Here is a 25,149-nt window from a genome sequence, read left to right as displayed (position 1 = left end):
GCTTAATTATGAAACAGGTTCAATAGCTCGCGAAGCGAGGTATTAATGGGCGTGTCCGCATGGATGACGAGATCGCTTGAGCCGGTCCAGTCGGCCAAAGTTGCTTTATTGTCCTGTTTTGTTATCGCGATCAATGAACCGGCATCTATCCCACGTGCCGATATCAAGAGGGGGTTTAGAGGAGTATCCACATGAATGTCCAGTTTTTCCGGCATGAGGCCAGCAGCTATCGACACGTCGCGTTGCAACGTCAACGCGCCCTTCAGCCATAGCTGTTCCGACCCGTCGCTGCCGAGTGCTCGACGCGTCACGCTGACGTCTTGCAAACCGATTGTGCTTTTATTGCCATCTGACGACGTCTGCGAAACGGTAAAGCCGGGTTGCGTATTAAGAAAGCGAATCGGGGGAACGCTGTTTAAGCTGTTAGTCTGCCTGATTGAGACACCACCGTGGATGGCCATCGACGTATGCATGTCACTTACGCACAGTGCGCCACCGTTTCCTCCCATGGTGGCGACAGCGCTCTGGAGCGTAGCCTTCTCCTTCACGGAAATCGATGCTTCGCCGGTCAACTCGACTTCGGTACCCAATGTGAAATCGCTTACTCGGCACTGCACGTAAGCCGCATGTATCGTCACCGCGCGTTCCGGCCCGGCCGCTTCCCTGCGAGTTAGGTGCATCGAGCCGCCGTACGGGCAAGCCTCCCATTTGGAGACGCCATCCGACGGCGGCGGTGAAGATGCGCTTGCGCGCTGCGGCGGCTCATCGAAAGCACCTTGCAGCATATCCGACAGCACCCCACTTATCCAAAGCGCTCTCAGCCCATAAAAGGTCGTGCCATAAATGGCCTTCCAATAAGCGTGGTCTTTTACCACGTCTATTGGATCTTGTCTCAGGTGGCTCTCGTCCCCATCGGTCAGCCCCTCACCGCCCAGCCGCTGTGGTAATTTCAGCGCCGTATGGTGGGGACCGCGCATGAGCAGATGGGCATGCCCAGGCTCATGGTCGATCTGCTCATATGTTTTGGTGGAGGAATCACGTATAACGGAATCATCGCCGCCGCATGCGGATAACACGAGCGTGCATGCCAGCGCTGTGCGCGAAATAGGCATCTTTATAAACTTCACTAGTAAGAAAATTAAAATAACAATACTCCGCCACAGCAAAATGGGCGGTGCCTTTAAGCAGGGTACTTCGCCGTGCAAGTGTTAACCTACTGGCGTCGATTGTAATGGCAACTTCGGCAACAACGATTGCCTTGCGCGATGCGCGTCACGCAAGGCCTAGCGTTGTGCGGCGAGTACAGCGGGTGCGACCACCTACGTTGCAGAGCACGCCCCAGCTAACAAGCGCAGCGCATAGACCGTATAGATTCAGACCACTGCGATACCTGAACTATTTTTATCGCTGCCGGTCATCCTCGGCGTACGCACCACGATCGGCGAAGAAGCGCTCGACAACGAGGATTGGCGTGCGTTGGAACTCGTGTAGCGAGCGATATTTCAACGCGCTATGCGGATGCTTTTCGTTATAGTGCTCGAAGGCAATGGCGAGATTGCGTGCAGCCGTGGCAGACAACAGCGCCACGGACGTACCGTAGCAGGATCCGTTCAGCGCTTCATCGAGTAGTCGTTCACGTTTTCCGTTATTCCGCGGGCCACGTCGCGTCCCACAGCGCAATAGGCTGAACTGTCGCTGCCGTTTAAATATTGGATTTTATTGGCCCGCCCTGCAGGATTCGAACCTGCGGCCTACGGCTTAGAAGGCCGTTGCTCTATCCAACTGAGCTAAGGGCGGTCAAGTGGTTCATGATTGTACTGCGCATCCCCCGTTCGCGGCTCCATCGGGACTCGACCATCGGCTTAGAAGACCGATGTGCTAATCCAACTGAGCGATCGACAAACAGGCGTTCCATTATAACTGAACAACGGAGCCGGCTCCGCTTGCCGGCTCACAATACGCGACAGCGTAACGCTTACGCCACCGACTGGGGATTGAAGAAGAACCAGGCAAGACACGCCAAGCCGGCGATCATGCAATAGAGTCCAAATGAAGCCAACCGCCCGCGGCCTTCAAAATAACGCATCAGAAAACGCACGCTCAGATACGCGGCGATGCCGGTCAGCACGCCGCCTAGCATTGCGTCCGCCAGTTGCGCCGGCGCGTGAAACAGTTTAGGCACCTCGAGCAGGCCCGCTCCAAAAATAATCGGCGTACCGAGCAGGAACGCGAACTCCGCCGACTTTTCCGCGGGCATGCCAGCACCCACACCGGCGATCATTGTCAAGCCGCTGCGCGAAAAACCCGGAATCAGCGCACCGATCTGCGCGATGCCAACCAGCGCGGCCTGCTTGAACGTTAGATCCTCGGGTGCACGCGCCGCGCGCGCGCGCTGCAACCGGTCGCCGATCCACAGCAAAATACCATTGATCACCAGCGCCAATGCCACGATACGCAAGTCGTGAAAGACCTGTTCGATCCGCTTTTCCAGCAGAACACCGACGACGCCTGCCGGAATTGTGCCGATCAGCAACGCCCAGGCCAAATGTCCGTCCTCGGTACGGCGGCCGCCCAGCGAGCTGAGCAAGCCTTGGATGATCGCGATCCACCGCCTGCGAAAATACCACAGCAGCGCAAAGGCAGTGCCCAAATGCAGCGCTACCAAAAAGGGCAATAGCTGCGGCGCATGCTTGTCGATGTGCATGTCGAACAGTGCCGGCACAAGCAGCGTATGCCCGAGGCTGCTGACCGGGAACAACTCGGTCACACCCTGCAAAACACTCAGAAGGATCAGAAACACAAGGCTCACGAAAGAAAGTCCTCCATGTAATGACAGCATCAGCGCGGATCGCGCAATGAACGGGCGAAGTGAAGCCCACCCGGGGGGCATCCAGCCAAGTTTTCGGGCTGCCGATGGCAAGTGTCCGACAGCCTGGTCGAACGCGCGCCGGGAATGGCGAGCGCCACCATGCACGCATACGGCCACGGTGCCGCGCAATGGATTTGACGTCGACAGGGGGCGCCACAGTCGGAGCCGCCTAGCACGCTGGCCGGCGCGCGGGCTCTTTTTTGGCATGACGGCATAGGCTTGTCCGTTCGGCAGGTCGCACACCCTGGCCACCGACCTCGCACAACACGCCTGTGCTGTAGTGGCGCGATGTGATTTCAGACAGTGCTATGACGATAGCGCTACTGCCATTGGCTAGCGTGTCGGCACAGGATTGGGGCCAACTGGCGTCGGTGTTCGCGAGCCAGCAGGCGGCTCAGGAACACGCGAACGCATCACAGCGCAATGGCGCGCTGACGGTCGCCATCGTCGCGGTCTTGCTACTGAGCGTGGCTGTTCGCGTATTGGCGCGCGCGCAAAAGCCGCTCGGAAAAGGCCCCGGCCGGCTTTAACAATGCCGGCCGAGCCCAACTTGCCGCGGCACGGACCGCGACAGTGGCAACACAAAGGCAGCAGACCAGTTATTTGGCCAGCTTATAGAAAAAGAGGAGCGTGCCGCCGGTAAACATGCCAAAAAGCGCACATCCCATCGCCGTTGCCAAGTCCATGGTCGTCTCCTCTCCGATACGGTATTGTCTGAGTCATTATTGACAGCGATTTGCCGCCGAGCAACCCGAGAGAACCCGCATAGCCGACATCCGGCGGCACACCGATGTCATGGAAAACTCGCCCGTCGGCAGGAGGGCGCCCCACTTTTCTATTTCGATCACAAGATGCATTTCCAGAACCAGGATGTCATTGAACTCAAACGCGAGTGCGCCAGCTTGCTGGTCGCGCCGCAATCAGGCGCTCGTCTGTTGCGCTGGCGCGTGGGTCACCACGACGTCATTGGATGGCCGGACAACGCGAATTGGAACGAGCCCGCCCGAGTGCGCGGCGGCAATCCGCTGCTGTTCCCCTTCCTCGGCCGGCATCGCGTCGAGGGCACGATCGGTCGATGGCGCGATAGCGCCGGCGTTGTACGGGCATTGCCGATGCACGGATTCGCCCGATATCTGCCGTTCGAGTCGACAATCGACGTGGCTAACGCCCGCATCGATATGACGCTGACGGACAGCGATGCCACCCACACCGGCTATCCATTCAGCTTTCGGTTCGATGCGATCTATCATCTCGTCGACGGCCACACCCTTGACGCGACCCTCACGACGACAAACATCGGCGACACGCCGCTGCCGTACTATGCAGGCCATCACTTCTATTTCTCGCTGCCTCACACGCTGCGGGGCGAATCCCGGCTCACGTTGCCGCCGACGCAGATGCTGTACCAACGCGATGATGGTGCAATTGCCCAGGCGGCTGACGCGGCACACGCGTATCGTCTCGACGACACGCGTATCGTTGACCGTTTCCATGCGCTGGCCCCGCTGTCAAGTGGAGCGCAGGTCAAGCTGCACACGCCGTCACTGGGCCGCACGATCACGCTAGCGCTCGAGCGCCCCGGCTCGATCCCGTGGTATGCCGTCACAACGTGGACCGAAAAACCTGTTTCCGATTTTTATTGCATCGAACCCTGGCTCGGTTTGCCAGATGCCATTCACAACGGACTTGGGTTGCGCTGGCTTGCACCCGGGGCAAATGAAAGCGCGGTGGTGCGAATCCACGTAGCGCTTGACGAATGACGTAAAATGAATCGTTTTATGCTCCGCCCGCATGGCCCGGCCAACGCCTTGCGGGCGCCGCGAGTTTCGATGCAGAAAATAAAAAGTGGTTTTGCCGATGGTTGCAGCGCGATGTTCAAACGCGTGCGCGCCCTCGGTTCGGTGCAGTACGTGACGGTATGCTGCGGTATTGCATTGTTGCTGTCCGCGTGCGGTTCCGCCCCGGTCGGTTCTGGCTTTTATCGCGTCGTACGGGGTGACACGCTTTCGCGGATCGCCCAACGTCACGGCCAAAGCGTCGCTGCGATCGCGCGGTGGAATAATCTACCTAATCCGAACGTGATCGCAGTCGGCCAGGTCCTGCGCGTCGCGCCGCCGACTCGTCCAGCACCATCACGCGGCGTGGCGGCCGCGCCGAACACCACTGCTGCGGCTAAGGTCAAGCCTTCGTTGACACCCGCTACGACAATCAACTTGATCTGGCCCGCCCGAGGCGACGTGGTACGCCGTTTCAACGGCGTAGATTCCAAAGGCGTTGACATCGCGAATGCGCCCGGCACGCCCGTGGTCGCCGCCGCAACCGGAACCGTCGTCTATGCCGGCAATGGTCTGCGCGGTTACGGCAACTTGCTGATCGTCAAGCACAATGCCAATTTCCTGACCGCTTATGCACACAACCGCGCACTGCTAGTCAAAGAAGGCCAGAACGTCACGCAAGGACAGACCATTGCCGAAATGGGTGACAGCGACAGCAACCGGGTCGCACTACACTTTGAGCTGCGATATGATGGCAAGTCGATCGACCCGGCCCGCTATTTGCCACCGCAATAGCGGCAAGCGCAGGCGCCGCGTCGTACGGCGCTGACTGGCAGGCCGTGCTGCATGCGGTATCAAGCATCCAACGTTGGGCTCAGCGCAGGTGCCCGGTCTTCGGATCCACCCGCATCGCAAAGGCGATCAATACGCCGACCGCAACGGGCGCAACGAGACAAAATGCAAACAGCATGTTTCCCCCGGTATCGACAACCTGTTGACGTCAATCATACGCACTCGGTCAAAACCGTGCAGACATCAAGCGCCACCTAGCCAATAGTCCTGGTAAATTGTCCGCTATAAACAAGCAGACACGGCGGTACTGTCAGTTCGGGATGTTGCCGTCTCCCGAACGTCGGCCATCATGCTTGCCACCGCGGCCCCGCCTTAATTCCGCGAATTAGCTCTGTTTAATTTCGCCCAGGAAGTGGCGCCCGTAGCGCTTGTTGATATCGGCGAAACGAAACAGCGTGAGGAAATCCGCGACGTTGAAATCCGGATCCCATGCGGGTGCGCCGCAGATCCTCGCGCCCAGGCGTAAATAACCTTTGATCAGCGGCGGCGGGGATACCGTAGAACCAGTGGCAAGTTCGTCCGTCGGTAGCGGGGTATGGGGGAAGGCCCGATATTCCGGCGCGGTCATCGATGCCTTGCACAGCGACATGAACAAGTTGGCCGCGTAATGCCCGCCGTCCACCATCGGGACGCTCGCACAGCCAAGCATCGTCTCATAGCCGTTTTGCAGCATGTATTCAGCCAGCCCCGCCCATAGCGACATGATGACTGAACCGCTACGATAGTCCGAGTGCACGCACGAGCGCCCGACTTCGACCATCTTGGCGCGCAGATGCGTGAGGCGCGAAATGTCGAATTCACTTTCTGCATACAACTTGCCAATGCGTGCCGCCTGATAGGGTGGCAGCACACGATAGGTTCCGACGACCTGCAGCGTGCCCAGGTCGCGCACCAACAGGTGGTCGCAGTACGCGTCGAATTCGTCGACGTCCTGGCCTTTGGAGCCTTTGAGTTGCGCTCCCATTTCTTCTGCGAAGACGCGGTAACGCAGCCGTTGTGCCTCGCGAAGCTCTTCTTCCGTCCGTGCCCAGGCCACGCCGAGATGATGTTGTCCAGCAACCGTTTCTTGCGACCGAGGAAGACTCCTGCGTGAATCGAGGGGAATGGACGCAAGCGGCAAGGTAGGATTCGGCAACTCTCGCATTGGCGTGTCCTGTCAAAATTACAGAAAGGTTGCGTGCAATGTAGAACCAGCGGTGACGTGTGGATGGCAAACAGAATGATTTGGTGACAACATACGCAATCGGCACGAATCACACAAGGTCCGGATTCACGACGGCATGCAGCACGGCCTGCGCTTGTTCGTCACGGCGGCGGTTGGCCAATCACCAGGTCCAGCTTTTTTGATGCGCCAGTTCGCTTCCTTACCGGATATCAGCAGTGCGGCAACGTCCACACCGGGCGCGAGTTCGCGTAGTATGCGAAAACGGTCGGTCAATGACTGTGCCGTTTGCACCGTTCGATTGGCTGGGCTGCTGAGCACGGCAGCCTCGCCGGGTAGCCAGGAAACCAGTCCACTTGGCGATTTACTCGGCTTGCTTGCGTCCGCGGACGGTCAATCGGCGCGCCCAAGTCACTGGGCGCCCGGCCAGTTTCGCGTTCAGAAAGGTTTTAGGCATCGGCGTGACGCCAGAGAATTAAGTTCATTGTCGCTACTATGGTCCGTGCACAGAATCGACTGTTGCACCGAATTCAGCCGCGAAGGCGGCTCCGAGTGCAGTTCGACAGGATGCACGGCGACGACGACGCGCGCATGTCCGGCGTACTAACGCATCCGCTACGTGCGTGGGTACGGGTGCAGGGGTGGGTGCAGTACACCGTATATCGACCCGGGGCACTCAAAAATTGACGCCGCATCAACCATTCGACTATAATCATCAATTCGGCGGAGCGTAGCGCAGCCTGGTAGCGCATCTGATTTGGGATCAGAGGGTCGTAGGTTCGAATCCTATCGCTCCGACCAATAGAATCAAGCACTGATAGAACAAAATTTACAACAAAAGTGGCTGGCTGCGTATTGGTCGCGGACGGCTTATACGCTATCTCTAGCAGCATACGGCTTCACATCCCTACCCTGCAAGTCATTCTGACGCTCGACCAGCCAAGGCTCTGGTTCCGCAAAGCTTAGCCGCTTCAACTGAACTGGGGACGACTTGAACTGCGGCTGTTGACTGACAGGATCGCGGGCATAGGTAGTGTGCTGATTGGCCGCCTGATGGCCTTTACCGAAATGGAAAGGGATAAACAACTCCCCGGGCCGCACCGTGTCGACAACCATCGCCGGCCCTTCCCATCGCCCGCGCATCGACGATACCTCCACCCAGTCTCCAAGACGAACACCCAGCCGTTGCGCATCGTCGGGATGGATTTCAACATAGGCATTTGGCACACGCCGATGCAGCGCTTCCGAGCGTCCTGTCTTGGTTCGCGTGTGGAAATGGTAGACGACACGCCCGGTCGATAGGACGAAGGGGTATGCCTCGCTTGGCGGATTGGGCGGCCGGCGCCACTGTGCTGGCCGCAGAAAGGCGCGGCCTTTGGGATCGATGGCCTCGTATTCCGCGCGTGTGTGTTTGTTGCCAGTCAGGAAATCGGCGCCGTAGCTTTCGCATTCGTCGATCCCAGTCCAGAAATGCAGATCTTCGTATAGTCGCTCACTGCCCTCCGGGTGTTGCTCGTTGCAGGGCCAGCGTACGCCCCCCTTTTTCAGCAGCAGCTCGTAGGTCATTCCTGAATAGTCACACGGCCGACCCTTTGACACGCGTCGCCACTCGTCAAACGCCTCTGGTGGTTCCCGGTAGCGGATTAGCGGTTCACCGTCCCGGTCCTTGAACCCAAGGCGGCGCGCGACCTCGACAAAAATCTCGAGGTCGGTGCGTGCCTGTCCCGGCGGTTCGACGGCCTTGCATAGCAGATTGACGGTACGGTCAGCATTTGTCACGCATCCGGTCTTTTCGCCCCACATGGCCACAGGAAAATAAATGTCGGCCAAAGCAACCGTTTCAGCGTCAACAAAAGGGTCTTGCACAACCACGAACAACTGCTCCAGAATGCGCCGCGTACGGTTCTGGTCGGGCAGGCTGACGACCGGGTTGGTGCCGATCACCCACAGGAATTCGATTTCCCCACGCTCGGCGGTTTCGAGCATCGTGATGATGTCTTTCGGTACCTCAGGTTGGAACGTAGCGGGGTCGATATTCCAGAGTTCGGCCAACTCCCGCATATGGGTAAGGTTGTGGGGATTGCGATAGCCAGGGTAGGAGCCGTCCGCCCCAGCTTCCCGATTCGACATGGCCGAGGGTTGTCCCGCCATTAACAAGGGGCCCGCGCCGCGCTTGCCGATGGCGCCGCGCAGCAGATGCACGCTATTGACCAATGAAGAGGACGCGGTCGCCTCCACAGCCTGATAAAACCCCTGCAGCACGGTAGAAACCATGCGATCGGTACTACCTATCCATTGCGCCGCCGTCTCGAGCGCGGCGATCTCGATACCGCAGATGTCGGCCACGCGTTCCGGCGGATAGTCGGCCACGACCGACTGCATCAGCTCGAAACCGACCGTGTGCTCGCGCACGAACTCGAGATCGACCGCGGCGTTCCGAATCAGCAGATGAATTAGCCCGTTCATCAGCGCCACGTTAGTGCCAATTCGGATTTGCAAATGCAGGTCTGCTCCCTGGCGTACAGTCGGATTTTTGCGCGGGTCCACCACAATAATACGGCCCTGGTTGCGTTGTTTTGCCGCTAACATCCGCTCCCACAGCACCGTCTGTGCCTCGGCAACATTGTGCCCATAGAGGCATAAAAGTTCTGCATCGTCGATGTCGACATAGGATGCAACGGGACCATCAGAGCCGAAATTAGCCATCAGCCCGGTAGCCGAAGTCGCTGTGCACAGCCGCGTGTTGCCATCGATGTTCGACGACTGCAGGCCACCTCGCCAAAGCTTGCCCAGGGTATAGAATTCCTCGAGAGTCAGTTGTCCGGAGTTGTAGCAGGCAAGATTACCGTGACCCTGTTTCCATGCGTCCTGAAACTTTTGCACAAAGAAGTCTAAAGCTTCGTCCCAACCCACCGGTTCCAGAGGCGCCTCTTTGACGCGCCGGATCATCGGTTGACGTCCGCGTCGGGGACTTTCATTTGCCACCCAGGCATTCTCACCCTTAGGACCAAGATGTCCGAAATTCACCGGATGGTCTAGCCTCCCGCGAACGCCTACGATGCGCTCGTCCTTGACAGCGATTTCTAGACCGCAGCCGTTAGAACAAAGTATGCAGGCGGAATGGACCCACCGATCGGGATTACCGAGGCACTTGAGATTTTGATCCTGACGCGGTTCCATGATCCCTCCCGAAGCACGTTCTCTGAGAAACGCAAACAACATTCCCACGCAGCGCGACAGCGCGGTCAGTACCAAAATCGTTGCCTCTGCCTCAATCCCGCCGGAGCGCTCTGCCCTCGGCGAACAGGGCTGGTCGAGGTCAAGTAAAATCCGTTTTCAACGAGGAAGACGAACATGAAAAAGCGCCTTACGAAAGGCACCTCGTCAGGTTGCTGAAGGCAGCCGAGGCCGGTATGCCGGTCAAAGCGCTGTGCAGGAAAGCACAGGTTCAGTGACGAACCGCTCTACACGTGGGGCGCGAAGTTCGGCAGCATGGAGGTGCCGGGAGCGCGCTGGCGTATGCCAGGGACACGAAGAAGCGGCGATGAGCGAAAGATCAAAAGCGGAACTCGTGTTGCGCAAAGCGGAGCACGAGCAACTCACGGCGCTGACGATGCGCCGCAAGATGTGGCGTAGGCGGTGACATTGCGAGCGCGGATCGTGCTGGCCTGCGTCGATGATATCGACAACAAGACGGTGACGTGTCATCGAAGTCTTCTGTCCCCACCGGTCGGCCTTCATGGTGCGCCCTATGATTAATATAAGATCCGCCAGGGGAATATGCCCGTCGTCTTAACAAGGTTTCGAGATTTAGCCCACCCGTCTAAAAAGCAGGGCCGTCATTTCGCAAAGGAGGCATCGACTTGCCAGTGGGTTAGCAGGACGCCGCATTCAAGGCGGGGCCGCATTTAAGCAGGTCATCGACATGCCGCCTTGAGCGTCCTGCTACTGTGCCAAGCAGGTTTGCGGAAGCGCACAATACCTTTAAGTGTGCGCCTCCTTATAGAAGCATATTTGCACCATGACTGACTGTGCAAATATGCACACACTCTTTTTAATTAAGTTCCGGCGACGTACGTACTGGCATCCTTACTTTAAAAACCTTACCATCGGAAAGAAAGAAAATAACCTTAGCATTGTCGCCCGGCGTAATTAAGTGAGTGGGTTTTTCAAACATTAAATGATATTTACCAGGAACGAGAGCAAATTCGCCTTTTGCTGGGATGGTAAATTTATCCAATTTAACCATTTTACTAGATTCTGAATCTACCACTGTTTGATAGATTGTAATTTTTTGGTAATCTGGACTTTTAATTTTGGTGACATCAAGTGGCTGATCGGAACTGTTTTTCAATGTGATATAACCAGCAGCAGGCAGTGCGTTGGGTAACCAGCGCACCCATACTGAGTTTTCCGCCGATGTGATGTCAGTCGATACAGGGGTTTTGGCAATTGCTGAGATAGGGGAAAGCCAAGTCAATACACCAGTTAACAGCAGAGCAAGCAGTCTCATGATTTTTCCTCTTTATTTAGATGACTAACTAAAAGTCCCGCTTAGATCGAAAACTCCATTTTATCGATTGAATTTGATCTTTAATCTATTCTGTGTACCTCCTTGATAGGTTGCAACATGCAAGCACTAAAACGACCAGACAGCGCATAACAGCATATCCATCGAAATTAGGTTGTACAAACAGACAATTCGCTGGTGTGGTTCTTAGCCAACACTTCCAGCTTGATCAAGTGGCGACGAGCCACTATAAAGGGCGCTCGTGTTACAGTCTTCGACTCAGATGGGTGTACTTTAACGCGATCCGCATATTTCTTTCGATCATCAGCCGCAGCCTGAACTTTATTCTCCCTTCTGCACAACCCGCACCCACATCGTCCCATTCAACGGCATCCGAGCTCGATCGCTGTCTACTAAATTTTCAGCCGTTCTCAACCCAGTAAGATTCGGTGCGCACGTTGTAATTTGTCATAATGTATCGCTTGACAATCAGATCAACCCGAACGAAGCAAGCGGCGTCTTTCTAGTGGTGATCTGCACATTGACTGACCTTGAAGGTGCCAAAGTTCTGCGCTCGACTATCGCCGATGTTAATGATGGGGTAATCTCCCGTCTTCCCCGGGGTGCGGAAGCAAAAACTAAGCGACCATAGCCAACTGCTGTACTGGTGCCACCCAGGGTCATGTTCGGGTGGTCGTGATGGTCCGTCCACCTCCAGTCGGTCGCGAAACGCTGTACTCGGTCTAGGCCTTTCCAGTGGTACGGCGACAGCCATTCGTACCGCATGCTCCGGTGCCCCTAGGTAGCCGGGCCCGTTGTCACGCCGAATCGCCTCCGGACTGCCGTGCTTAGTAGATGATCTGCCGCAGCGCACGCCTCACCCGCTCCGACGGCAACGAATCAATCTCGATGTCGAGCGCTTCGCGGTTGAAGTTGGTGTGCGCAAGGAAGCGCCTGCGGCACAGGCGGCAGTCGAAAACCCCGCTTGATTCGTTACCGACACTGGCGGGTCCGAATCCTGCTTCCCTCTAAAGTGCGGCCACGCGTCCAGCGTCCGATGTGCACCGTAATTCGACGGATTCAGGTGGTCGTGCGCGCTATGCAATGCGGCAGAAATTAATCTTTTGTCCGACATTGACATAGGCCGGACGGCTTAGTATGGTGGGCAGGTCCTTCCCTTCCTGACAAGGGCGACCAGTACGCTCGCCATGGCTACACAGTTCCGTTACGATACGGGTGATGACAAGTTTGTCGCGGGAGCAGTCATGACGGAAGTTAACAAGGAGAATTTAATGTCGGATATCAAAACCGTCCTGTCGGACGCCGAAGACCTGCTCAAGCAAGCAGCGAGCACGACCGGCGAACGTGCGACCGAATTGCGCGAAAAAGCGCTTGCGCGTCTGAAGCAAGCAAAGGAAAAAGCAGCCGATGTCCAAGTTGTGGTCGTCGAAAAAGGCAAGAAGGCGGCTCGTGCCACGGATGATTATGTCCACGACCATCCATGGACGTCGATCGGCATCGCCGCCGGTGTCGGTGTATTGGTCGGGCTGCTGATCAACCGTAAGTAGTGCCTGGTGCGACGACGCGTTCGCGTTGTACCTGCCAGCACTGGGTGTTACCGCGTCTCGCGTGCGCGCGACGCGGTGGCTGATTGAACGTTCCGCCTGCCGCGCCCTGCGCGATCTGCTGATGAGCAACGACACTCAACCGCCACCGCCGATTCATGGCCCGCTGCGGCGCCTAATCGGATCAGTCTTTTCCCTGCTTCAAACGCGCCTAGAGTTGATCGGTATCGAACTCGCGGAAGAAAAGGAGCGGCTGCTCGGCGTATTGTTCGCTGGGCTCGCAGCCATGATGTTCGCGACAATGGGGCTAATCACGCTGACCGTCCTAATCGCCGCGGCGTTCTGGGAAACGTATCGATGGCAGGCGTTAGCTATACTGACCGTGCTGTACGTTATCGCGGCCTTCGCCTGCGTACAGAAGGCACGTTCGGGCGTGCGTCGCGCGCCTTTGATCTTCGAGGAAACGCTGGCCGAATTCGACAAGGATCGCGCTATTTTCCGTAAGCCATCGCCATGAACAATCGCCATTCTAACGGCCGTCTCGCCCAGCCGGCTTCTGTGCGCGGGTCGAGTGACCCCAAGGTGCGGGCGATCCGCAAGGAGCTATTGCTGGCGCGCGCCAATCTCGACCGGCTAGACATCGCTGGAGCCGGTCAGGAACTGCGCCAAGGCGCCGCAAAGCTCAGTTGGATCAGGTGGCTAATGCCCGGCATTAGTCGGTTCCGCTCATTGCACCGGCTTCCAGTCATCGGTGCATTGCTGAACCAGCATCCGGTTCTCGGTTCGATCGCGTCGGCCGCGTTCGCCGGCCCTGTGCGTCGCGTGGTAGTACGCAACGCCAAACCGTTGCTGAAATGGACCGTGTTGGGTGCCGCCGCGTGGCAGGGCTACAAGCTATGGAAGGCGGTACGTCCGCAACGCCGCACGACGGCCGCCGTAGCGAAGGATATCAGCCCGGCCACACGCCCGCGCGACGCCCACAGGAGCACTTAGGGTGTTCGCACCACGCGCGACTGCCGCTCGTTGACGCACTGGAACGTGGTAGCGACACCTTGCGCCGGCGCAGTATGCACCTCATCGGGTCCAGCAACGCGCATGCTCGTACCACTGCGGGAGAATACGTGCTGGGTCCAGCGGACTGGCGGGTCTACCCGCGGCCCCGACTACGCCGGAATTGCTCCGCTCTTCCGTGGCGTCGAGCCTGAATGTAGCGTACAGGTGATCGTCGGCCATCAGGCCGTCGTGCAGCAGCTCGGCCACCACGGAGTAACCGCCATTGACCCGCGTCGCGCGGGTGATGTCGCTTAGGCGTTGCGTGCGTGTCCAGCGCACCAGCGCATGCTTTTGCGCCACCGTCATCTCAAGCACATCCCGTTGCTTAATCGCGTCGGCCGACATGCCAGTATAGGTGTGCTTCCATCAATACAGCGTCACGCGGCTGATGCCGTACGCCTCGCCCCCTCCAAAAGGGGCGCCCTACACGCCACGCGCTAAGCACGGCTACGCGCTGGCGTGCAGACTATTTGTGTCGTCTCACTCGACCATCCTGATTCAGTCTGGCTGCGCGCTTAGCGAAACAAATGGCGGCACAGCCTGGTTATTATTTACTACGTTATGCCATGCTATTTAATTCAATTCGTACTTGACAGTGCGCAAAAAAACGCAATGGAAACCGCTCTAACAATTCAACCTTTGAGCTACGACTGCCACAAAAATCGTCGTCTAAGAGCGCATTGAACCACTCTACGTAATAATGGCTTTATCGGAGCAAGGCTTTGTATAACTTAGAGTCGCTAACACAAGTCGTCCACGAAGCGCGAACAGATAATGGCGGCGGCCAAGCGGAGCAAGGCGATATGAATGTCCAGACGCCGCTCGAAGCGGATGCGCAGCTTACCAAAACCGGCAAACCAGGCGTGCGTGCGCTCGACTACCCAGCGATGCCGTCCAAGCCGCTCGTGCTTTTCTACGCCGCGCCGGGCGATACGTGCAGTGATTGCGCGTTGTTTCAAATAGCGTCGGCAGCGGACAAAGTCGTAGCCCTTGTCCGCATGCAGTTTGCCCGGGCGTTTGCGCGGCGAACCGCTCAAGCCCGGCACGGCTGGGAGGGTATCGAGGGTGCGCTCGAAGGCCATCGAATCATGCCGGTTGGCACCCGTGACTGTGATCGCCAAGGGAACGCCCCGGGCATCTACGACCAGATGCCTTTTGCTCCCGAGTTTGCCCCGGTCCGTCGGGTTGGGGCCGGTTTCCTGGCCCCCCGGGGGCTGGCAACGCTGGTCGCATCCAGGCTCGCTCGCTCCCAATCAATCTGGTCATGTTCACGCAACCGGCAAAGCATCGCCAGATGCAGCCTGCTCCACACGCCTGCGGCCTGCCAGTCGCGCAATCGGCGCCAGCATGTCATGCCGCTGCCAAAGCCGAGCTCCTGCGGCAAGTCTTCCCATGGAACGCCTGTATGCAGGACATACAGGATACCGTTCAATGCCGCCCGGTCGTCAACAGTGCGCCGACGCCCGCCTTTAGGTGAGGGCGTGAACGCTGGAATCAACGGCTCCAGCACCGCCCATAATTCATTGCTGATTTTGCGTCTTGCCATGACTCCAGGATACGAGCCTTACAGCCTGACGTCCAGGTTGCGTTAGCGACTCTTAACTAAAATTGATCCGAAGAATTAACTTCTCATGCGGCCTGCGCCGGTACGGGGGAGGTCAATCCAAACGCCCCGAATCTTGACAACTTCAGGTTTTTTACTTCATCGTGCCTTGATCACCTATTGTAGCGCACGCTCGCAAACGTGGTGGAGCACAACCTTTGCCTGTGCTGCTTCCATGTTGGCGCCTGAAGCGACCAATAAAACCTTGGGTGAACGCCGCTCCCTGTTCTATAGTAATGTGACGCTTGTATAGAAACTTGCCAGCGTAACAATTGCATCACATGATGCGATGCTAGCCGAAGATTGGCGGCCAGACGCCAGCTTAGTACTACAGCCGTAACTATAATGGATTAAAATTACGAAGGGATTGTATGTGGCGCACGATTGATGAAGACACTGGTGCAAGGATGGGAGCGTGAGCTAGTGGCGTTGCACGAAAGGATTGCATGCCAGTTCAGTCGTTCGGAATCGCGCCAGCGCTCACTGGCCTATTTGAAGGCTCTGTTGGGTGGGGTGGAGCGCAAGAATGGCTGGCAGCTAGCAGAATGGATGGGTGAATCGACACCAGACAGCGTACAGTATCTGCTTGATCGGGCCAGGTGGGATGTCCACGCCGTGCGTGACGTGCTGCGCCAGTATGTGGTCGAACAGCTGGGAGCCACGGATGCCGTGCTGATTGTGGATGAAACAGGATTCGTCAAGAAAGGCGAGCACTCGGTCGGCGTGCAACGTCAGTATAGTGGCACCGCGGGGCGCATCGAGAACAGCCAGATTGGGGTGTTTCTCTGTTATGCCGGCAAGAAGGGCAGTGCCTTCATTGATCGGGAGCTTTATCTGCCCAAAGCCTGGACAGATGAGCCGTCGCGTTGCGCGGCGGCGGGCGTTCCTGAGACGGTCAAGTTTGCCACCAAGCCTCAATTGGCTCGACAGATGCTTGAGCGCGCCCTGGAGGCGGGCGTGCCCTGCGGGTGGGTGACGGGCGATGAGGTGTACGGGGGCGATCGCAGGTTGAGGCTATGGTTGGAATCGCGCCAGCAGCCGTTTGTGATGGCGGTGGCAAAGAATGAACCGCTATGGTGGCAGGGGCCGACGTATGTTCGTGCGCAGCGCATTGCACAGAGCGTGCCTGCCCGGGCATGGCAACGTTTGTCGGCAGGCGCTGGAGCGAAAGGCGAGCGCCTCTACGACTGGGCACTCATTGAGCTGTGGCGCTTGCAAACTAGCGCTGAGGAGCGCCGCTTCGGACACTATTTGCTGGTACGGCGCAGCCTCGATGAGAAACGGGAGCATGCCTATTACCTCGTCTATGCGCCACGCAGCAAGGCCTCGAAGCAGGCACTGGTTAAGGTGGCGGGGCGCAGATGGCAAATTGAGACCAGCTTTGAGGCAGCCAAGGGCGAATGCGGTTTGGATCAGTACGAGGTGCGCCGATGGCAGGGCTGGTATCGCCATATCACCCTCACGCTGCTAGCCCATGCTGTTCTGGTTACGCTGAGCGCGCGCAGTAAAAAAAACGCCTGAAGGCAGGGTGCCGCTGAGCGTGCAGGAGATTCGCCGATTACTATGCCGTCTTTTATGGAGGGGATTGAGCTCGATTAACACTGTTCTGCGATGGTCAATCTGGCGTCGCACCCATCAATGGCGAGCGCAGCAGGCTCATTATCGCGCTCGTGGTTGCGCGCCACCGTGAATAGTTACGGCTGTAGTATTAGGGCCGGCGTTATGGGGCTGGTCGATGAGCGACGATAGGCCACGGTGCCACGGCGCGCTGTTAATGCTGCAAACGAGTTGCGTAGCGATCTAGATGGAGATTTGCCGCAATGGCGCACCACGCGGTTAAAGCGGTATCAGTTGGCGATGGCCATGAATTACCCAGGCCGCGCAACAGAATTGGCAATTTATTTGGGCGGGCTTTAGGCCGGCATGCTTAACCTATATGCAGCTTTTAAATAGGAGGTAGAATGCTGAGGACAATAGCAACTCAAGCAGCTAAATATGGCGGCGGTTTCGTGGGAGGCGTGCTCATCGACCGTCTATCCAAAAGGGACAACAATGCTAACGAAACAGAGACAGTTCAAACGACAAATTCACCGAAAGTCCCTAATTCTATCTTGCAAACCGGTAACCAACGCCTTGGTGATATAAGCCGACGCATCGCGCCAGCAGAAGGAGCAAATCCTATCGTCGAAGGTATTACTCATCAATATGATAAGCGTGTGGGTTTGGTGGACAAATGTCGGACTTTGATCACGCAACCCTCTCAGTCAGTGCAGAATGCGCAAACAGCATTCCAGGATCTAGCCGATGATGCTAGGACGGTGCAAGGCGCCGTCAATATTACGCGCGGAAATGCCTCGATTACACCGCAAGAGGCGACTCAAATTACTGGCGCTGTGATAGCAGATACGGCTCAAGGCGCGTACAAGACAGCGCGGGGCGCCGCCAGTGCGGCACTCGCAAGCGTCACCACAACACCAGAAGGTATCCAGCAAGTCGCAGAAGCGATTAAAGGTCGTGCTACGCATGATGCGGCTGCAGCCGCAGCCGGTTTAACGGCGACAACCGCTGTGGCAACGGCCCTCGGCATGGTTCCCCATCCCGCCGCCAAAGCTGCCTCTATTGTTCTTAAAGTAGGTGGACCGGCCGCAGCGGGTGCGGATCTTTCCGAAAAGGCGCGCAAAGCATCGGGTAAGACAAGTGGCAGCGCGGCAAAAAAGGTGATTGGGGAAGTGCTGCGCGAGAAGGCGACCAATAAGGCGCCCAATGATACGGCACCAGCACCCTCTACTTCGTTGACTGCAGCGGCTAAATCTACCCCAATTAATCCTTTTCATGCGATGCAATTAGCGTCAAAGGGGCGCCAGAATCCACAGATGAACCTGACGCAGTGTGTGGAAAAATGGATGGATAAAAATTGGGCACCAACGGCCAAAGAAAGCTCTAGCAAAGATCTGTTTTTACGGCAAGACTCTGCCTCGATGGAAAAAGGCGTGGCACTTGATGAGGAAGAAGTTGAGACAGAAAATGACGAGAATACAGCGGAACCGTCCCCAGCAGCGAGCGCGCAAGACATTGAATCTGTCGCGCTGCGCGCTCCGCTAGCAATCGATCGCACGTGATTTAAATGCAATTATGGTGCGCATTAAGAAAGGATGCGAACACGCGTGCACTACGGCTGCCGCCGGGTGCACGTGATGGTTCGACGGCACGCGCCGGCGCGGCGCGCGCATCATCGAGTCCAGCAATACGTCTGCTCGTGCCATCGCGGGAGGATACGCGCCGGGTCCGACGGACTAGCGGATCCGCCCGCAGCCCCAGCTGCGCCGGAATTGCTTCGCTGTCCCGTGGCGTCGAGCTTGAACGCACCGCACAGGTGATCGTCGGCCATCGGGCCGTCGTGCAGCGGCTCGGCCACCACGGAGTACCCGCCATTGACCCGCGTCGCACCGGTAACCCGTAGTGCATAGGCGGCGCGCGCACCCGGCGGTACGCGCCCGAACTCTGCCGGAAGTACAATGGGATCCGTGACGATGCCAGTTCCACCGAGCGCCTGCGTACGCTGTACGAGTTGGATCTCGACATAGTGAGCAGCGCGATAAACGGCGCTGACGGCGGCTACTCGCATACTGCGGCGCATTTGCTCACGATACGTTGGCAACGCATAGGTTGCGAGGATAGCAACGAGCGCCAATGCCATCGCCAGTTCGACCAGCGTCATGCCCCGGCACCGTACCGCGCTCAAAACGGCCTGCGGGCCACGAACCGCCATCCGGTACGCACCGTCCGCTGCGTGTCGCCAACCCACATGATCGCCTGCAACCATATTTCTCTCTCCTCCTCGACCGCGAAGCCGCGCGCGGTCAGCAGATAAGCGGTCGCGCCAGCCTCTGAGACATTCACCCCCTCGATCAGGCACTGCGGCGCCCGCCCGCCGGCACGCCAGCGACGCACCGGCTGTATCGCGCTACCGGCTTCCCCATTGAATAACGCACGCTGATGCCATGCGGGCATGGCCTGTGGGCTCGGTGTGACACCATGAACCGGTGCACCGATGTCGAACGCATGCGTCACGTAACGTTCGCACCATCGCAGCGCCGAATCCGCCGCATGAAATGCTTCGATATGCGCAATGAGTCCACGCTCCATGCGCGCCGTTGAGCGCACCGCGTCCAATGATGATTCGAGCAGCGCGGTCAACGCGACAGCGAATATCAACACGAACGGCAGCGCGCTGCCACGCTGCCTGAGCAACGCGCGCATCATCACGCGCCGCCCGCAACGGTGTTGCGAATCGCCACGCGGCGCATCCAGGCGGTACGGATCCGTCGATCGGCCGGCATCACCCGTTTGCCGTCGCAATCAAGGTAGGTCGTCGGACGCGTCGCCACCGGTCCGCGCGACACGACGCAGACATCGATGGCTACGATACGACGCCAGTCCGGCTCGGATAACGACGACGCGCGAACCGCGGCGTGGGCGCCGGCGAGCCAATAGGACAAACGCAGCTGCTCGATGCCATCGACCAACGGCTGTGCCGTCATGTCGTGGCCATTGCCCCGGCAATAAAGCTCCGGTTGGTCGGGTGTACGCTCCTGAACGTAGAAACGCACCGCAATCGTGTCGCCTGTCACGTTCTGGCCCAGGCAATCGGTGGGCCAGTTGTCTTTCGATGGCCAGGTCGCCACCGGGTCGGCCGCATACCGAAAAACCACGCCATCCGAGTCGTGCATGACCGCGCGGCATCGCCCAGCTTGCTCGCGTTCGGGTATGCCGCGCTCACAACCGAAGATCGGCGGGTCTCGCGTCGTCTCATCCGCAGCGAGCGAATCGGGGGCTTCAGCCGCCCGCGTCGACGTTGGGGCCGTTGAGGCGCGCGATGTCTGTGGGAAAGCCTGCGGCATTCCGGCAAGTCTTGCATGCGCCGCAATGATCTCCAGCGCCTGTTGAGCGGCGGCTACGGCCCGGCGGGTTTCGTCAACCCGACCGGCCGTCCCGCTAAGCGTGCCATACGACCCGGCCAGCAAGAGCGTGAGCATCAAACCAATGGTCGATGAAAGGAGCCATTCCACCAGCGTATGCCCCCCAGCACGCCTGCGTGGCACGCTGATCATGCGAGGAAGCCCAGCGATAGGCAGCGGCGCACATATCCGTCGGGCGGCACGATCGTCCCGCGGCACGCCGCTGCCCGCTGCGACGCGCCGGCGGCCGGTTCCGACCATTCGAGTATCAGCAGGTCGGCCCCGTCCGGATCGCGTTCCACCGTCACGGTACCGTCGAGCAGTTGGCGTGACGCATCCCGACTCGCGTGCGCGAGCGCCACGGATTGCGGGTGTCCGGCGCGCATCAACTCGAGCGCGGCGTCCGCGATTAACGCCGCTCGCATACGATTCGACAAAGCTTGATCCGAACGCACCATCGCCTGCCACGCCGCGCCCGCGCCAACGATGGCCACCGCGGCCAATGCAGTGGCTATCGCGGCTTCGATCATCGTGGCCCCCGCTACGCCCGGCCGCGACACACGTAACGCGCGCCATGGCGCCCGGACCGTGGGCGGGACCACACCGATCGTGCGCAGCCGGCTCGACAAGCCACGCGCGAAACTCATCTGCGATACGCATCAGCATGGATCAACGCACGGCCACCGGCCGCAAGACGAACATGCAACGCCGCAATACGCGGTGACGCGCGCGCTGCGCGCACCGCAAAGCCGCGAAAGCTGCCAGCGGATAAGCCGGCGGGCGGCAAAAATCTCATTTCCGTCGTACTGCCGGTGATCGTCACATCGCTCACAGCCGGTTGTGTGTGTAGCAGGATCGGCCACGCGCCGACGCCAGGCTGCCGGGTCTGCATCAGCCAGCCGCAGGACCAGTCCAGCGCGCCCGTGGCGCACGGTCGGCCAGGTAAGATGCACTGACCCGCACCATCCGAGCGGCAGACCGTCACCGGTGCCTGACGCGCCACGGCCTCGCTACGGGCCAACGACAACGTGCGCGCCAGTGCACGCGCCGCCGCCCGAATCTGCTCTCGCGAATGCCATTCGTGGAGCGACGGAATCACCCATGCTGCCAACGCCAATGAAATTGCCATGACTGTACAGATCTCGGCCAGCATGAATCCGCGCCGCCGCGCGGCTCGATATCGTTCCACCGTCACGCCTCCTGGATGCCCGTGACACACAACGCTCGATGCGTTGCCATTGACGAACACTGTAGGACGGCGCGCGGCGCGCAACAATTGACCGAATGGCCAGCGGCGCCGGGCCAGGCGCTTGCGCCCGCTTCGCGTCGCGGATCTTTAGCCGCAGCACGTCGAACTACACGCCATGCGGCTTAATGGTGGAACAGCGATATAGGATGGGAAACGCGATGACGCCGTCAGAGGCGCCTATGACTGCCGCTTGCGCGACGCGGAGCCGGACGTGCCGGCTGCGGATCGACCGAACTCATCGATCAGATTCTTGAACTCGGACACGTCCTCAAAACGCTTGTACACCGATGCGAAACGCACATAGGCGATCTTGTCGAGCTTGCGCAACTCGTCCATCACCAGTTCGCCGAGCCGTTCGCTGCGCACCTCGCGCTCGCCGGATGCCAGTAACTGGTACTCGACACGCGCCACCGCCTCGTCGATCGCCTCGGCGGCCACGGGCCGCTTGCGCAACGCAAGTTGCATGCTGGACAGAATCTTGCGGCGGTCGAATTCGACTCGCGTGCCATCCTTCTTGACGACCGTCGGCAGCGCGAGTTCGACCCGCTCATATGTCGTGAAGCGCTTGTCGCAAGCCGGGCAGCGGCGGCGGCGGCGGATCGCTGCGCCGTCCTCCGACACGCGCGAATCCACCACCTGGGTGTCGTCGTGCCGGCAAAACGGGCAGCGCATGGCGATTCGTCCCGCAGCTTACTTGTACACCGGGAACCGGCGCGTGAGTTCGGCGACTTGGCCACGCACCCGCTCAATGGTTGCCGCATCTTCTGGATTGTCCAGCACATCGGCAATCAGGTTGCCGACCTGCTCGGCCTGCTCGGGACCGAAACCACGCGTGGTCATCGCCGGCGAGCCGAGCCGGATGCCGCTAGTCACGAACGGCTTTTCCGGATCATTCGGGATCGCATTCTTGTTCACGGTGATGTGCGCGGCGCCCAACGCGGCCTCCGCAGCCTTGCCCGTGATCTGTTTCGCACGCAGATCGACCAACATCACATGGCTCTCGGTGCGGCCGGATACGATCCGCAAGCCGCGCCTGACCAGCGTTTCGGCGAGCGCGCGCGCGTTGTCCACGACCTGCTGCTGGTAGGACTTGAACTCCGGCGCCAGCGCTTCCTTGAACGCGACGGCCTTCGCCGCGATCACGTGCATCAACGGACCGCCCTGAATGCCCGGAAAAATCGCTGAATTGACCGCCTTTTCGTGCTCGGCCTTCATCAGAATCACGCCGCCACGCGGACCACGCAAGCTCTTGTGCGTGGTTGTCGTCACAAAATCAGCATGCGGCACAGGGTTCGGATAGACGCCGGCGGCAATCAACCCCGCATAGTGCGCCATGTCCACCATGAAATAGGCACCGACCGACTTCGCGATCCGTGCCAGGCGCTCGAAGTCGATGCGCAGCGAGAACGCCGACGCGCCCGCGACCAGCAGCTTCGGCTTGTGCTGCTGCGCGAGCTGCTCGGCTGCATCGTAGTCGATGTCCTCGTTCTCGTTCAGCCCGTAGCTGACGACATTGAACCACTTGCCGGACAGGTTGACCGGCGAGCCGTGCGTCAGGTGGCCGCCATGCGCGAGGCTCATGCCCATGATCGTATCGCCCGGCTTGAGGACCGCGAAGAACACCCCCTGATTGGCCTGCGAACCCGAATTGGGTTGTACATTCGCCGCCTCCGCGCCAAACAGCTGCTTGACCCGCTCGATCGCCAACTGCTCGACCACATCGACATATTCGCAGCCGCCGTAGTACCGCTTGCCGGGATACCCTTCGGCGTACTTGTTGGTCAGTTGGGAGCCTTGGGCCGCCATCACCGCCGGGCTCGTATAGTTTTCCGACGCGATCAACTCGATATGGTCTTCTTGCCGGCGGTTCTCGTTCTGAATCGCCTGCCAGACTTGCGGATCGACGTTCGCAATGGTTTGCTCGGCTTTGTCAAACATGCGTCAGTTCCCTTCAATGTTCAAACGGTTGACCGAATCGGTGCACTGTCGCGCCCACGGCAGGAATACGGTCCTGGAACGGCTTAGCGGAAGGAGACTTCCGATGACGCAAGGACAGGACAGCCCGGGTGACGCAACGACTGCGACCGGATCACGGCTGCCCAGGCGAACGGCAAGAATGCACCCCGCGCTTCACGGTGGTTGCTCCACCTCCGACTTAAAAGTCGCTATCGCCAGTTACGCAGGGTTAGGCGCGTTAGTGTATTGGAAGGGGGCTGAATAGGCAACTGAGCGTGGCATTAAAAACGCCCGTTCATTTTTTTCCGTCATTGCGACGTCGCGGCTGCTTATACGCAGCGCGACACCGTTCATCGTTCGGGACTGTCACACGCGTTCCGGTAGAATCCCGCGGATGAATAGGATCTCGCCTGAACCGGCAGCCCGGCCCGGCTTTATATGGCCGGTACGCGTATATTTTGAAGACACCGACGCCGGCGGCATTGTCTTCTACGCCAATTACCTCAAGTTCTTCGAACGGGCCCGCACCGAGTGGCTGCGTGCATGTGGCGTCGACCAGCGGCAGCTGGCCGACGCCCAGCAGGTCATGTTCGTCGTGCGCAGCACTGCCGTCGACTACCGGGCCCCGGCGCGCCTGGACGACGTGCTAATTATCGAGAGTCGTATCGAGCGGCTCGGCCCCGCCTCGGTTGATTTTTACCAACAGGCAAGTTGCGACGGCAAAGTGCTATCCACCGGCACGATCCGCGTGGCCTGCGTCCAACGCACGACAATCCGGCCCGTGCCATTGCCTGACACCGTACGCCAAGCGTTGCTGAGCGGCCCGCGCGATGCGCAGCTGTCAACGCTCGCACGCTGACATACGTTGACACTGCACAGAACGTGAGCCGATCCGCTCCACCCAGTGAATCACCATGAATAACGCACAAGACCTTTCGATCATTTCGCTCGTATTGAACGCAAGCCTGCTGGCGCAAGCCGTCATGGCACTGCTGCTGTTGCTGTCGCTGATGTCCTGGACTTTCATCTTCCGCAAATGGTTCTCGATCCGTCGCGCCCGCGCGCAGACTGAATGGTTCGAGCGCGATTTCTGGTCGGGTGGCGACCTACAGACGCTGTACCAGAGCGCGGCGACCAATCGTCATACGATTGGCGCCCTCGAGCGGATCTTCGAGTCAGGCATGCGTGAGTTCCTGAAAGCCAAGGAAAAACGCGTTGCCGAACCCGGTGCGATTCTGGATGGTGCGCGTCGCGCGATGCGCGCCGCGTTCCAGCGCGAAATGGACGCGCTCGAGGCCAACCTAGCGTTTCTTGCGTCGGTCGGCTCGGTGAGCCCGTACATCGGCCTGTTCGGCACTGTCTGGGGCATCATGAACGCGTTTCGCGGGCTTGCGAACGTGCAGCAGGCGACGCTGGCTAGCGTCGCGCCTGGCATCGCGGAGGCGTTGGTCGCCACCGCCATCGGCCTGTTTGCGGCCATCCCGGCGGTGGTCGCCTATAATCGCTACGCACACGACATCGACCGCCTGTCGATCCGCTTCGAGACCTTCATCGAAGAATTTTCGAACATCCTGCAACGGCAGGCTCACTGACGGGG

25 protein-coding genes, 2 tRNA genes, 2 pseudogenes and 1 riboswitch are annotated in these 25,149 nt (G+C 59.1%); of the genes and pseudogenes, 12 read left to right on the top strand and 17 right to left on the bottom strand.

Features of this window, described 5'->3' with window-relative positions; genetic code table 11:
* Positions 1 to 2: 2 nt before the first annotated feature.
* Complete coding sequence (locus RA167_RS04305; RefSeq protein WP_139337088.1) at positions 3 to 1,205, bottom strand: hypothetical protein; 1,203 nt, start codon at positions 1,203 to 1,205, stop codon at positions 3 to 5.
* A 57-nt stretch (positions 1,206 to 1,262) separates the two neighbouring features.
* Here RA167_RS04305 and RA167_RS04300 point away from each other — a divergent pair.
* A pseudogene (locus RA167_RS04300) lies at positions 1,263 to 1,473 on the top strand (MFS transporter); the annotation flags it as partial.
* On the opposite strand, the gene RA167_RS04295 reads toward RA167_RS04300, so the two are convergent.
* From RA167_RS04295 to RA167_RS04285, 3 genes are all read right to left on the bottom strand, one after another.
* Positions 1,402 to 1,680: an integrase core domain-containing protein gene (locus tag RA167_RS04295; protein WP_076786609.1), complete on the bottom strand. Its 279-nt coding sequence runs from the start codon at positions 1,678 to 1,680 to the stop codon at positions 1,402 to 1,404. The pseudogene RA167_RS04300 and the gene RA167_RS04295 sit on opposite strands and share 72 nt — an antisense overlap.
* A 40-nt stretch (positions 1,681 to 1,720) precedes the next feature.
* Positions 1,721 to 1,797 (bottom strand) — tRNA-Arg (locus RA167_RS04290).
* Between the two features lie 178 nt (positions 1,798 to 1,975).
* Entirely contained in the window at positions 1,976 to 2,809 is an 834-nt protein-coding gene (locus RA167_RS04285; RefSeq protein WP_076787801.1) for an undecaprenyl-diphosphate phosphatase, read from the bottom strand.
* Between the two features lie 368 nt (positions 2,810 to 3,177).
* On the opposite strand from RA167_RS04285, the gene RA167_RS04280 reads away from it, so the two are divergent.
* The 3 genes from RA167_RS04280 to RA167_RS04270 all read left to right on the top strand — a co-directional run bounded on the left by RA167_RS04280 (position 3,178) and on the right by RA167_RS04270 (position 5,439).
* Complete coding sequence (locus tag RA167_RS04280; protein WP_076786607.1) at positions 3,178 to 3,399, top strand: hypothetical protein; 222 nt, start codon at positions 3,178 to 3,180, stop codon at positions 3,397 to 3,399.
* A 321-nt stretch (positions 3,400 to 3,720) separates the two neighbouring features.
* Positions 3,721 to 4,629, top strand: a complete 909-nt coding sequence (locus RA167_RS04275; protein ID WP_076786605.1) for an aldose epimerase — start codon at positions 3,721 to 3,723, stop codon at positions 4,627 to 4,629.
* Between the two features lie 111 nt (positions 4,630 to 4,740).
* Positions 4,741 to 5,439 (top strand): peptidoglycan DD-metalloendopeptidase family protein, encoded by a 699-nt coding sequence (locus tag RA167_RS04270; RefSeq protein ID WP_076787800.1) that lies wholly within the window; start codon positions 4,741 to 4,743, stop codon positions 5,437 to 5,439.
* Positions 5,440 to 5,821: 382 nt separating this feature from the next.
* Here RA167_RS04270 and RA167_RS04265 read toward each other — a convergent pair whose 3' ends face one another.
* Complete coding sequence (locus RA167_RS04265; protein WP_076786602.1) at positions 5,822 to 6,640, bottom strand: GNAT family N-acetyltransferase; 819 nt, start codon at positions 6,638 to 6,640, stop codon at positions 5,822 to 5,824.
* A 742-nt stretch (positions 6,641 to 7,382) separates the two neighbouring features.
* Between RA167_RS04265 and RA167_RS04255 the strand changes: the two genes are divergently transcribed.
* A tRNA-Pro gene (locus tag RA167_RS04255) sits at positions 7,383 to 7,459 on the top strand.
* A 69-nt stretch (positions 7,460 to 7,528) separates the two neighbouring features.
* Here the strand turns inward: RA167_RS04255 and RA167_RS04250 are convergent.
* The 3 genes and pseudogenes from RA167_RS04250 to RA167_RS04245 form a co-directional block, all read right to left on the bottom strand.
* Positions 7,529 to 9,607, bottom strand: a complete 2,079-nt coding sequence (locus RA167_RS04250) for a molybdopterin oxidoreductase family protein (protein WP_338877262.1) — start codon at positions 9,605 to 9,607, stop codon at positions 7,529 to 7,531.
* Positions 9,608 to 9,655: 48 nt separating this feature from the next.
* A pseudogene (locus RA167_RS15620) lies at positions 9,656 to 9,838 on the bottom strand (hypothetical protein); the annotation flags it as partial.
* 874 nt (positions 9,839 to 10,712) lie between these two features.
* Positions 10,713 to 11,171 (bottom strand): copper chaperone PCu(A)C, encoded by a 459-nt coding sequence (locus RA167_RS04245; protein ID WP_076786598.1) that lies wholly within the window; start codon positions 11,169 to 11,171, stop codon positions 10,713 to 10,715.
* 1,262 nt (positions 11,172 to 12,433) lie between these two features.
* Here RA167_RS04245 and RA167_RS04240 point away from each other — a divergent pair.
* The 3 genes from RA167_RS04240 to RA167_RS04230 all read left to right on the top strand — a co-directional run bounded on the left by RA167_RS04240 (position 12,434) and on the right by RA167_RS04230 (position 13,726).
* The gene (locus RA167_RS04240; RefSeq protein WP_076787798.1) at positions 12,434 to 12,736 is read left to right on the top strand and encodes a DUF883 family protein; all 303 of its coding nucleotides are present in this window, start codon (positions 12,434 to 12,436) and stop codon (positions 12,734 to 12,736) included.
* A 121-nt stretch (positions 12,737 to 12,857) separates the two neighbouring features.
* Entirely contained in the window at positions 12,858 to 13,250 is a 393-nt protein-coding gene (locus tag RA167_RS04235) for a phage holin family protein (protein ID WP_076787796.1), read from the top strand.
* Positions 13,247 to 13,726, top strand: coding sequence for a DUF3318 domain-containing protein (locus RA167_RS04230; RefSeq protein WP_076786596.1), 480 nt, complete (start codon positions 13,247 to 13,249; stop codon positions 13,724 to 13,726). The genes RA167_RS04235 and RA167_RS04230 overlap by 4 nt, the downstream gene beginning before the upstream one ends.
* An 81-nt stretch (positions 13,727 to 13,807) precedes the next feature.
* On the opposite strand, the gene RA167_RS04225 is transcribed toward RA167_RS04230, so the two are convergent.
* Both RA167_RS04225 and RA167_RS04220 read right to left on the bottom strand, forming a co-directional pair.
* Positions 13,808 to 14,131 carry a hypothetical protein gene (locus RA167_RS04225; protein WP_076786594.1) on the bottom strand — a complete coding sequence of 108 codons (324 nt, stop codon included), beginning with the start codon at positions 14,129 to 14,131 and terminating at the stop codon, positions 13,808 to 13,810.
* Between the two features lie 395 nt (positions 14,132 to 14,526).
* Positions 14,527 to 15,332 (bottom strand): IS5 family transposase gene (locus RA167_RS04220; protein WP_139337087.1). Its coding sequence is split into 2 segments (ribosomal slippage): positions 14,527 to 15,002 and positions 15,002 to 15,332, totalling 807 coding nucleotides; the frame shifts between segments, so codons are not numbered across the junction.
* 444 nt (positions 15,333 to 15,776) lie between these two features.
* On the opposite strand from RA167_RS04220, the gene RA167_RS04215 reads away from it, so the two are divergent.
* Both RA167_RS04215 and RA167_RS04210 read left to right on the top strand, forming a co-directional pair.
* Positions 15,777 to 16,910: an IS701 family transposase gene (locus tag RA167_RS04215; RefSeq protein WP_076786592.1), complete on the top strand. Its 1,134-nt coding sequence runs from the start codon at positions 15,777 to 15,779 to the stop codon at positions 16,908 to 16,910.
* 440 nt (positions 16,911 to 17,350) lie between these two features.
* The gene (locus tag RA167_RS04210; protein ID WP_139337086.1) at positions 17,351 to 18,508 is read left to right on the top strand and encodes a hypothetical protein; all 1,158 of its coding nucleotides are present in this window, start codon (positions 17,351 to 17,353) and stop codon (positions 18,506 to 18,508) included.
* 110 nt (positions 18,509 to 18,618) lie between these two features.
* On the opposite strand, the gene RA167_RS04205 is transcribed toward RA167_RS04210, so the two are convergent.
* From RA167_RS04205 to glyA, 7 genes are all read right to left on the bottom strand, one after another.
* Positions 18,619 to 19,212, bottom strand: a complete 594-nt coding sequence (locus tag RA167_RS04205) for a type IV pilin protein (protein WP_237574322.1) — start codon at positions 19,210 to 19,212, stop codon at positions 18,619 to 18,621.
* Entirely contained in the window at positions 19,128 to 19,655 is a 528-nt protein-coding gene (locus tag RA167_RS04200) for a hypothetical protein (RefSeq protein ID WP_338877258.1), read from the bottom strand. Before RA167_RS04200 ends, RA167_RS04205 begins: the two co-directional genes overlap by 85 nt.
* Entirely contained in the window at positions 19,652 to 20,425 is a 774-nt protein-coding gene (locus RA167_RS04195) for a PilW family protein (protein ID WP_237574323.1), read from the bottom strand. Before RA167_RS04195 ends, RA167_RS04200 begins: the two co-directional genes overlap by 4 nt.
* A 71-nt stretch (positions 20,426 to 20,496) precedes the next feature.
* On the bottom strand, positions 20,497 to 20,994 hold the full coding sequence (locus RA167_RS04190) for a hypothetical protein (RefSeq protein WP_076786580.1): 498 nt from the start codon (positions 20,992 to 20,994) through the stop codon (positions 20,497 to 20,499).
* Positions 20,991 to 21,536, bottom strand: a complete 546-nt coding sequence (locus tag RA167_RS04185; RefSeq protein ID WP_139337084.1) for a GspH/FimT family pseudopilin — start codon at positions 21,534 to 21,536, stop codon at positions 20,991 to 20,993. Before RA167_RS04185 ends, RA167_RS04190 begins: the two co-directional genes overlap by 4 nt.
* A gap of 237 nt (positions 21,537 to 21,773) precedes the next feature.
* Positions 21,774 to 22,268, bottom strand: a complete 495-nt coding sequence (nrdR, locus tag RA167_RS04180) for a transcriptional regulator NrdR (protein WP_076786578.1) — start codon at positions 22,266 to 22,268, stop codon at positions 21,774 to 21,776.
* Between the two features lie 18 nt (positions 22,269 to 22,286).
* Entirely contained in the window at positions 22,287 to 23,534 is a 1,248-nt protein-coding gene (gene glyA / locus RA167_RS04175; protein WP_076786576.1) for a serine hydroxymethyltransferase, read from the bottom strand.
* A gap of 152 nt (positions 23,535 to 23,686) precedes the next feature.
* Positions 23,687 to 23,785: riboswitch (ZMP/ZTP riboswitch) on the bottom strand.
* Positions 23,786 to 23,937: 152 nt separating this feature from the next.
* Here glyA and ybgC point away from each other — a divergent pair.
* Together ybgC and tolQ are read left to right on the top strand one after the other, a co-directional pair.
* A complete protein-coding gene (gene ybgC, locus RA167_RS04170; RefSeq protein ID WP_076786575.1) occupies positions 23,938 to 24,411 on the top strand; it encodes a tol-pal system-associated acyl-CoA thioesterase in 474 nt (157 codons plus the stop codon).
* Between the two features lie 55 nt (positions 24,412 to 24,466).
* Entirely contained in the window at positions 24,467 to 25,144 is a 678-nt protein-coding gene (gene tolQ, locus RA167_RS04165) for a protein TolQ (protein WP_076786573.1), read from the top strand.
* Positions 25,145 to 25,149 lie beyond the last annotated feature (5 nt).

The sequence above is a fragment of the Mycetohabitans endofungorum genome (assembly GCF_037477895.1).
In the GTDB taxonomy this organism is placed as follows: Bacteria; Pseudomonadota; Gammaproteobacteria; order Burkholderiales; family Burkholderiaceae; genus Mycetohabitans.
Note: the sequence above shows the minus strand (reverse complement) of the source record. Positions and strands in the feature narration are given on the sequence as shown.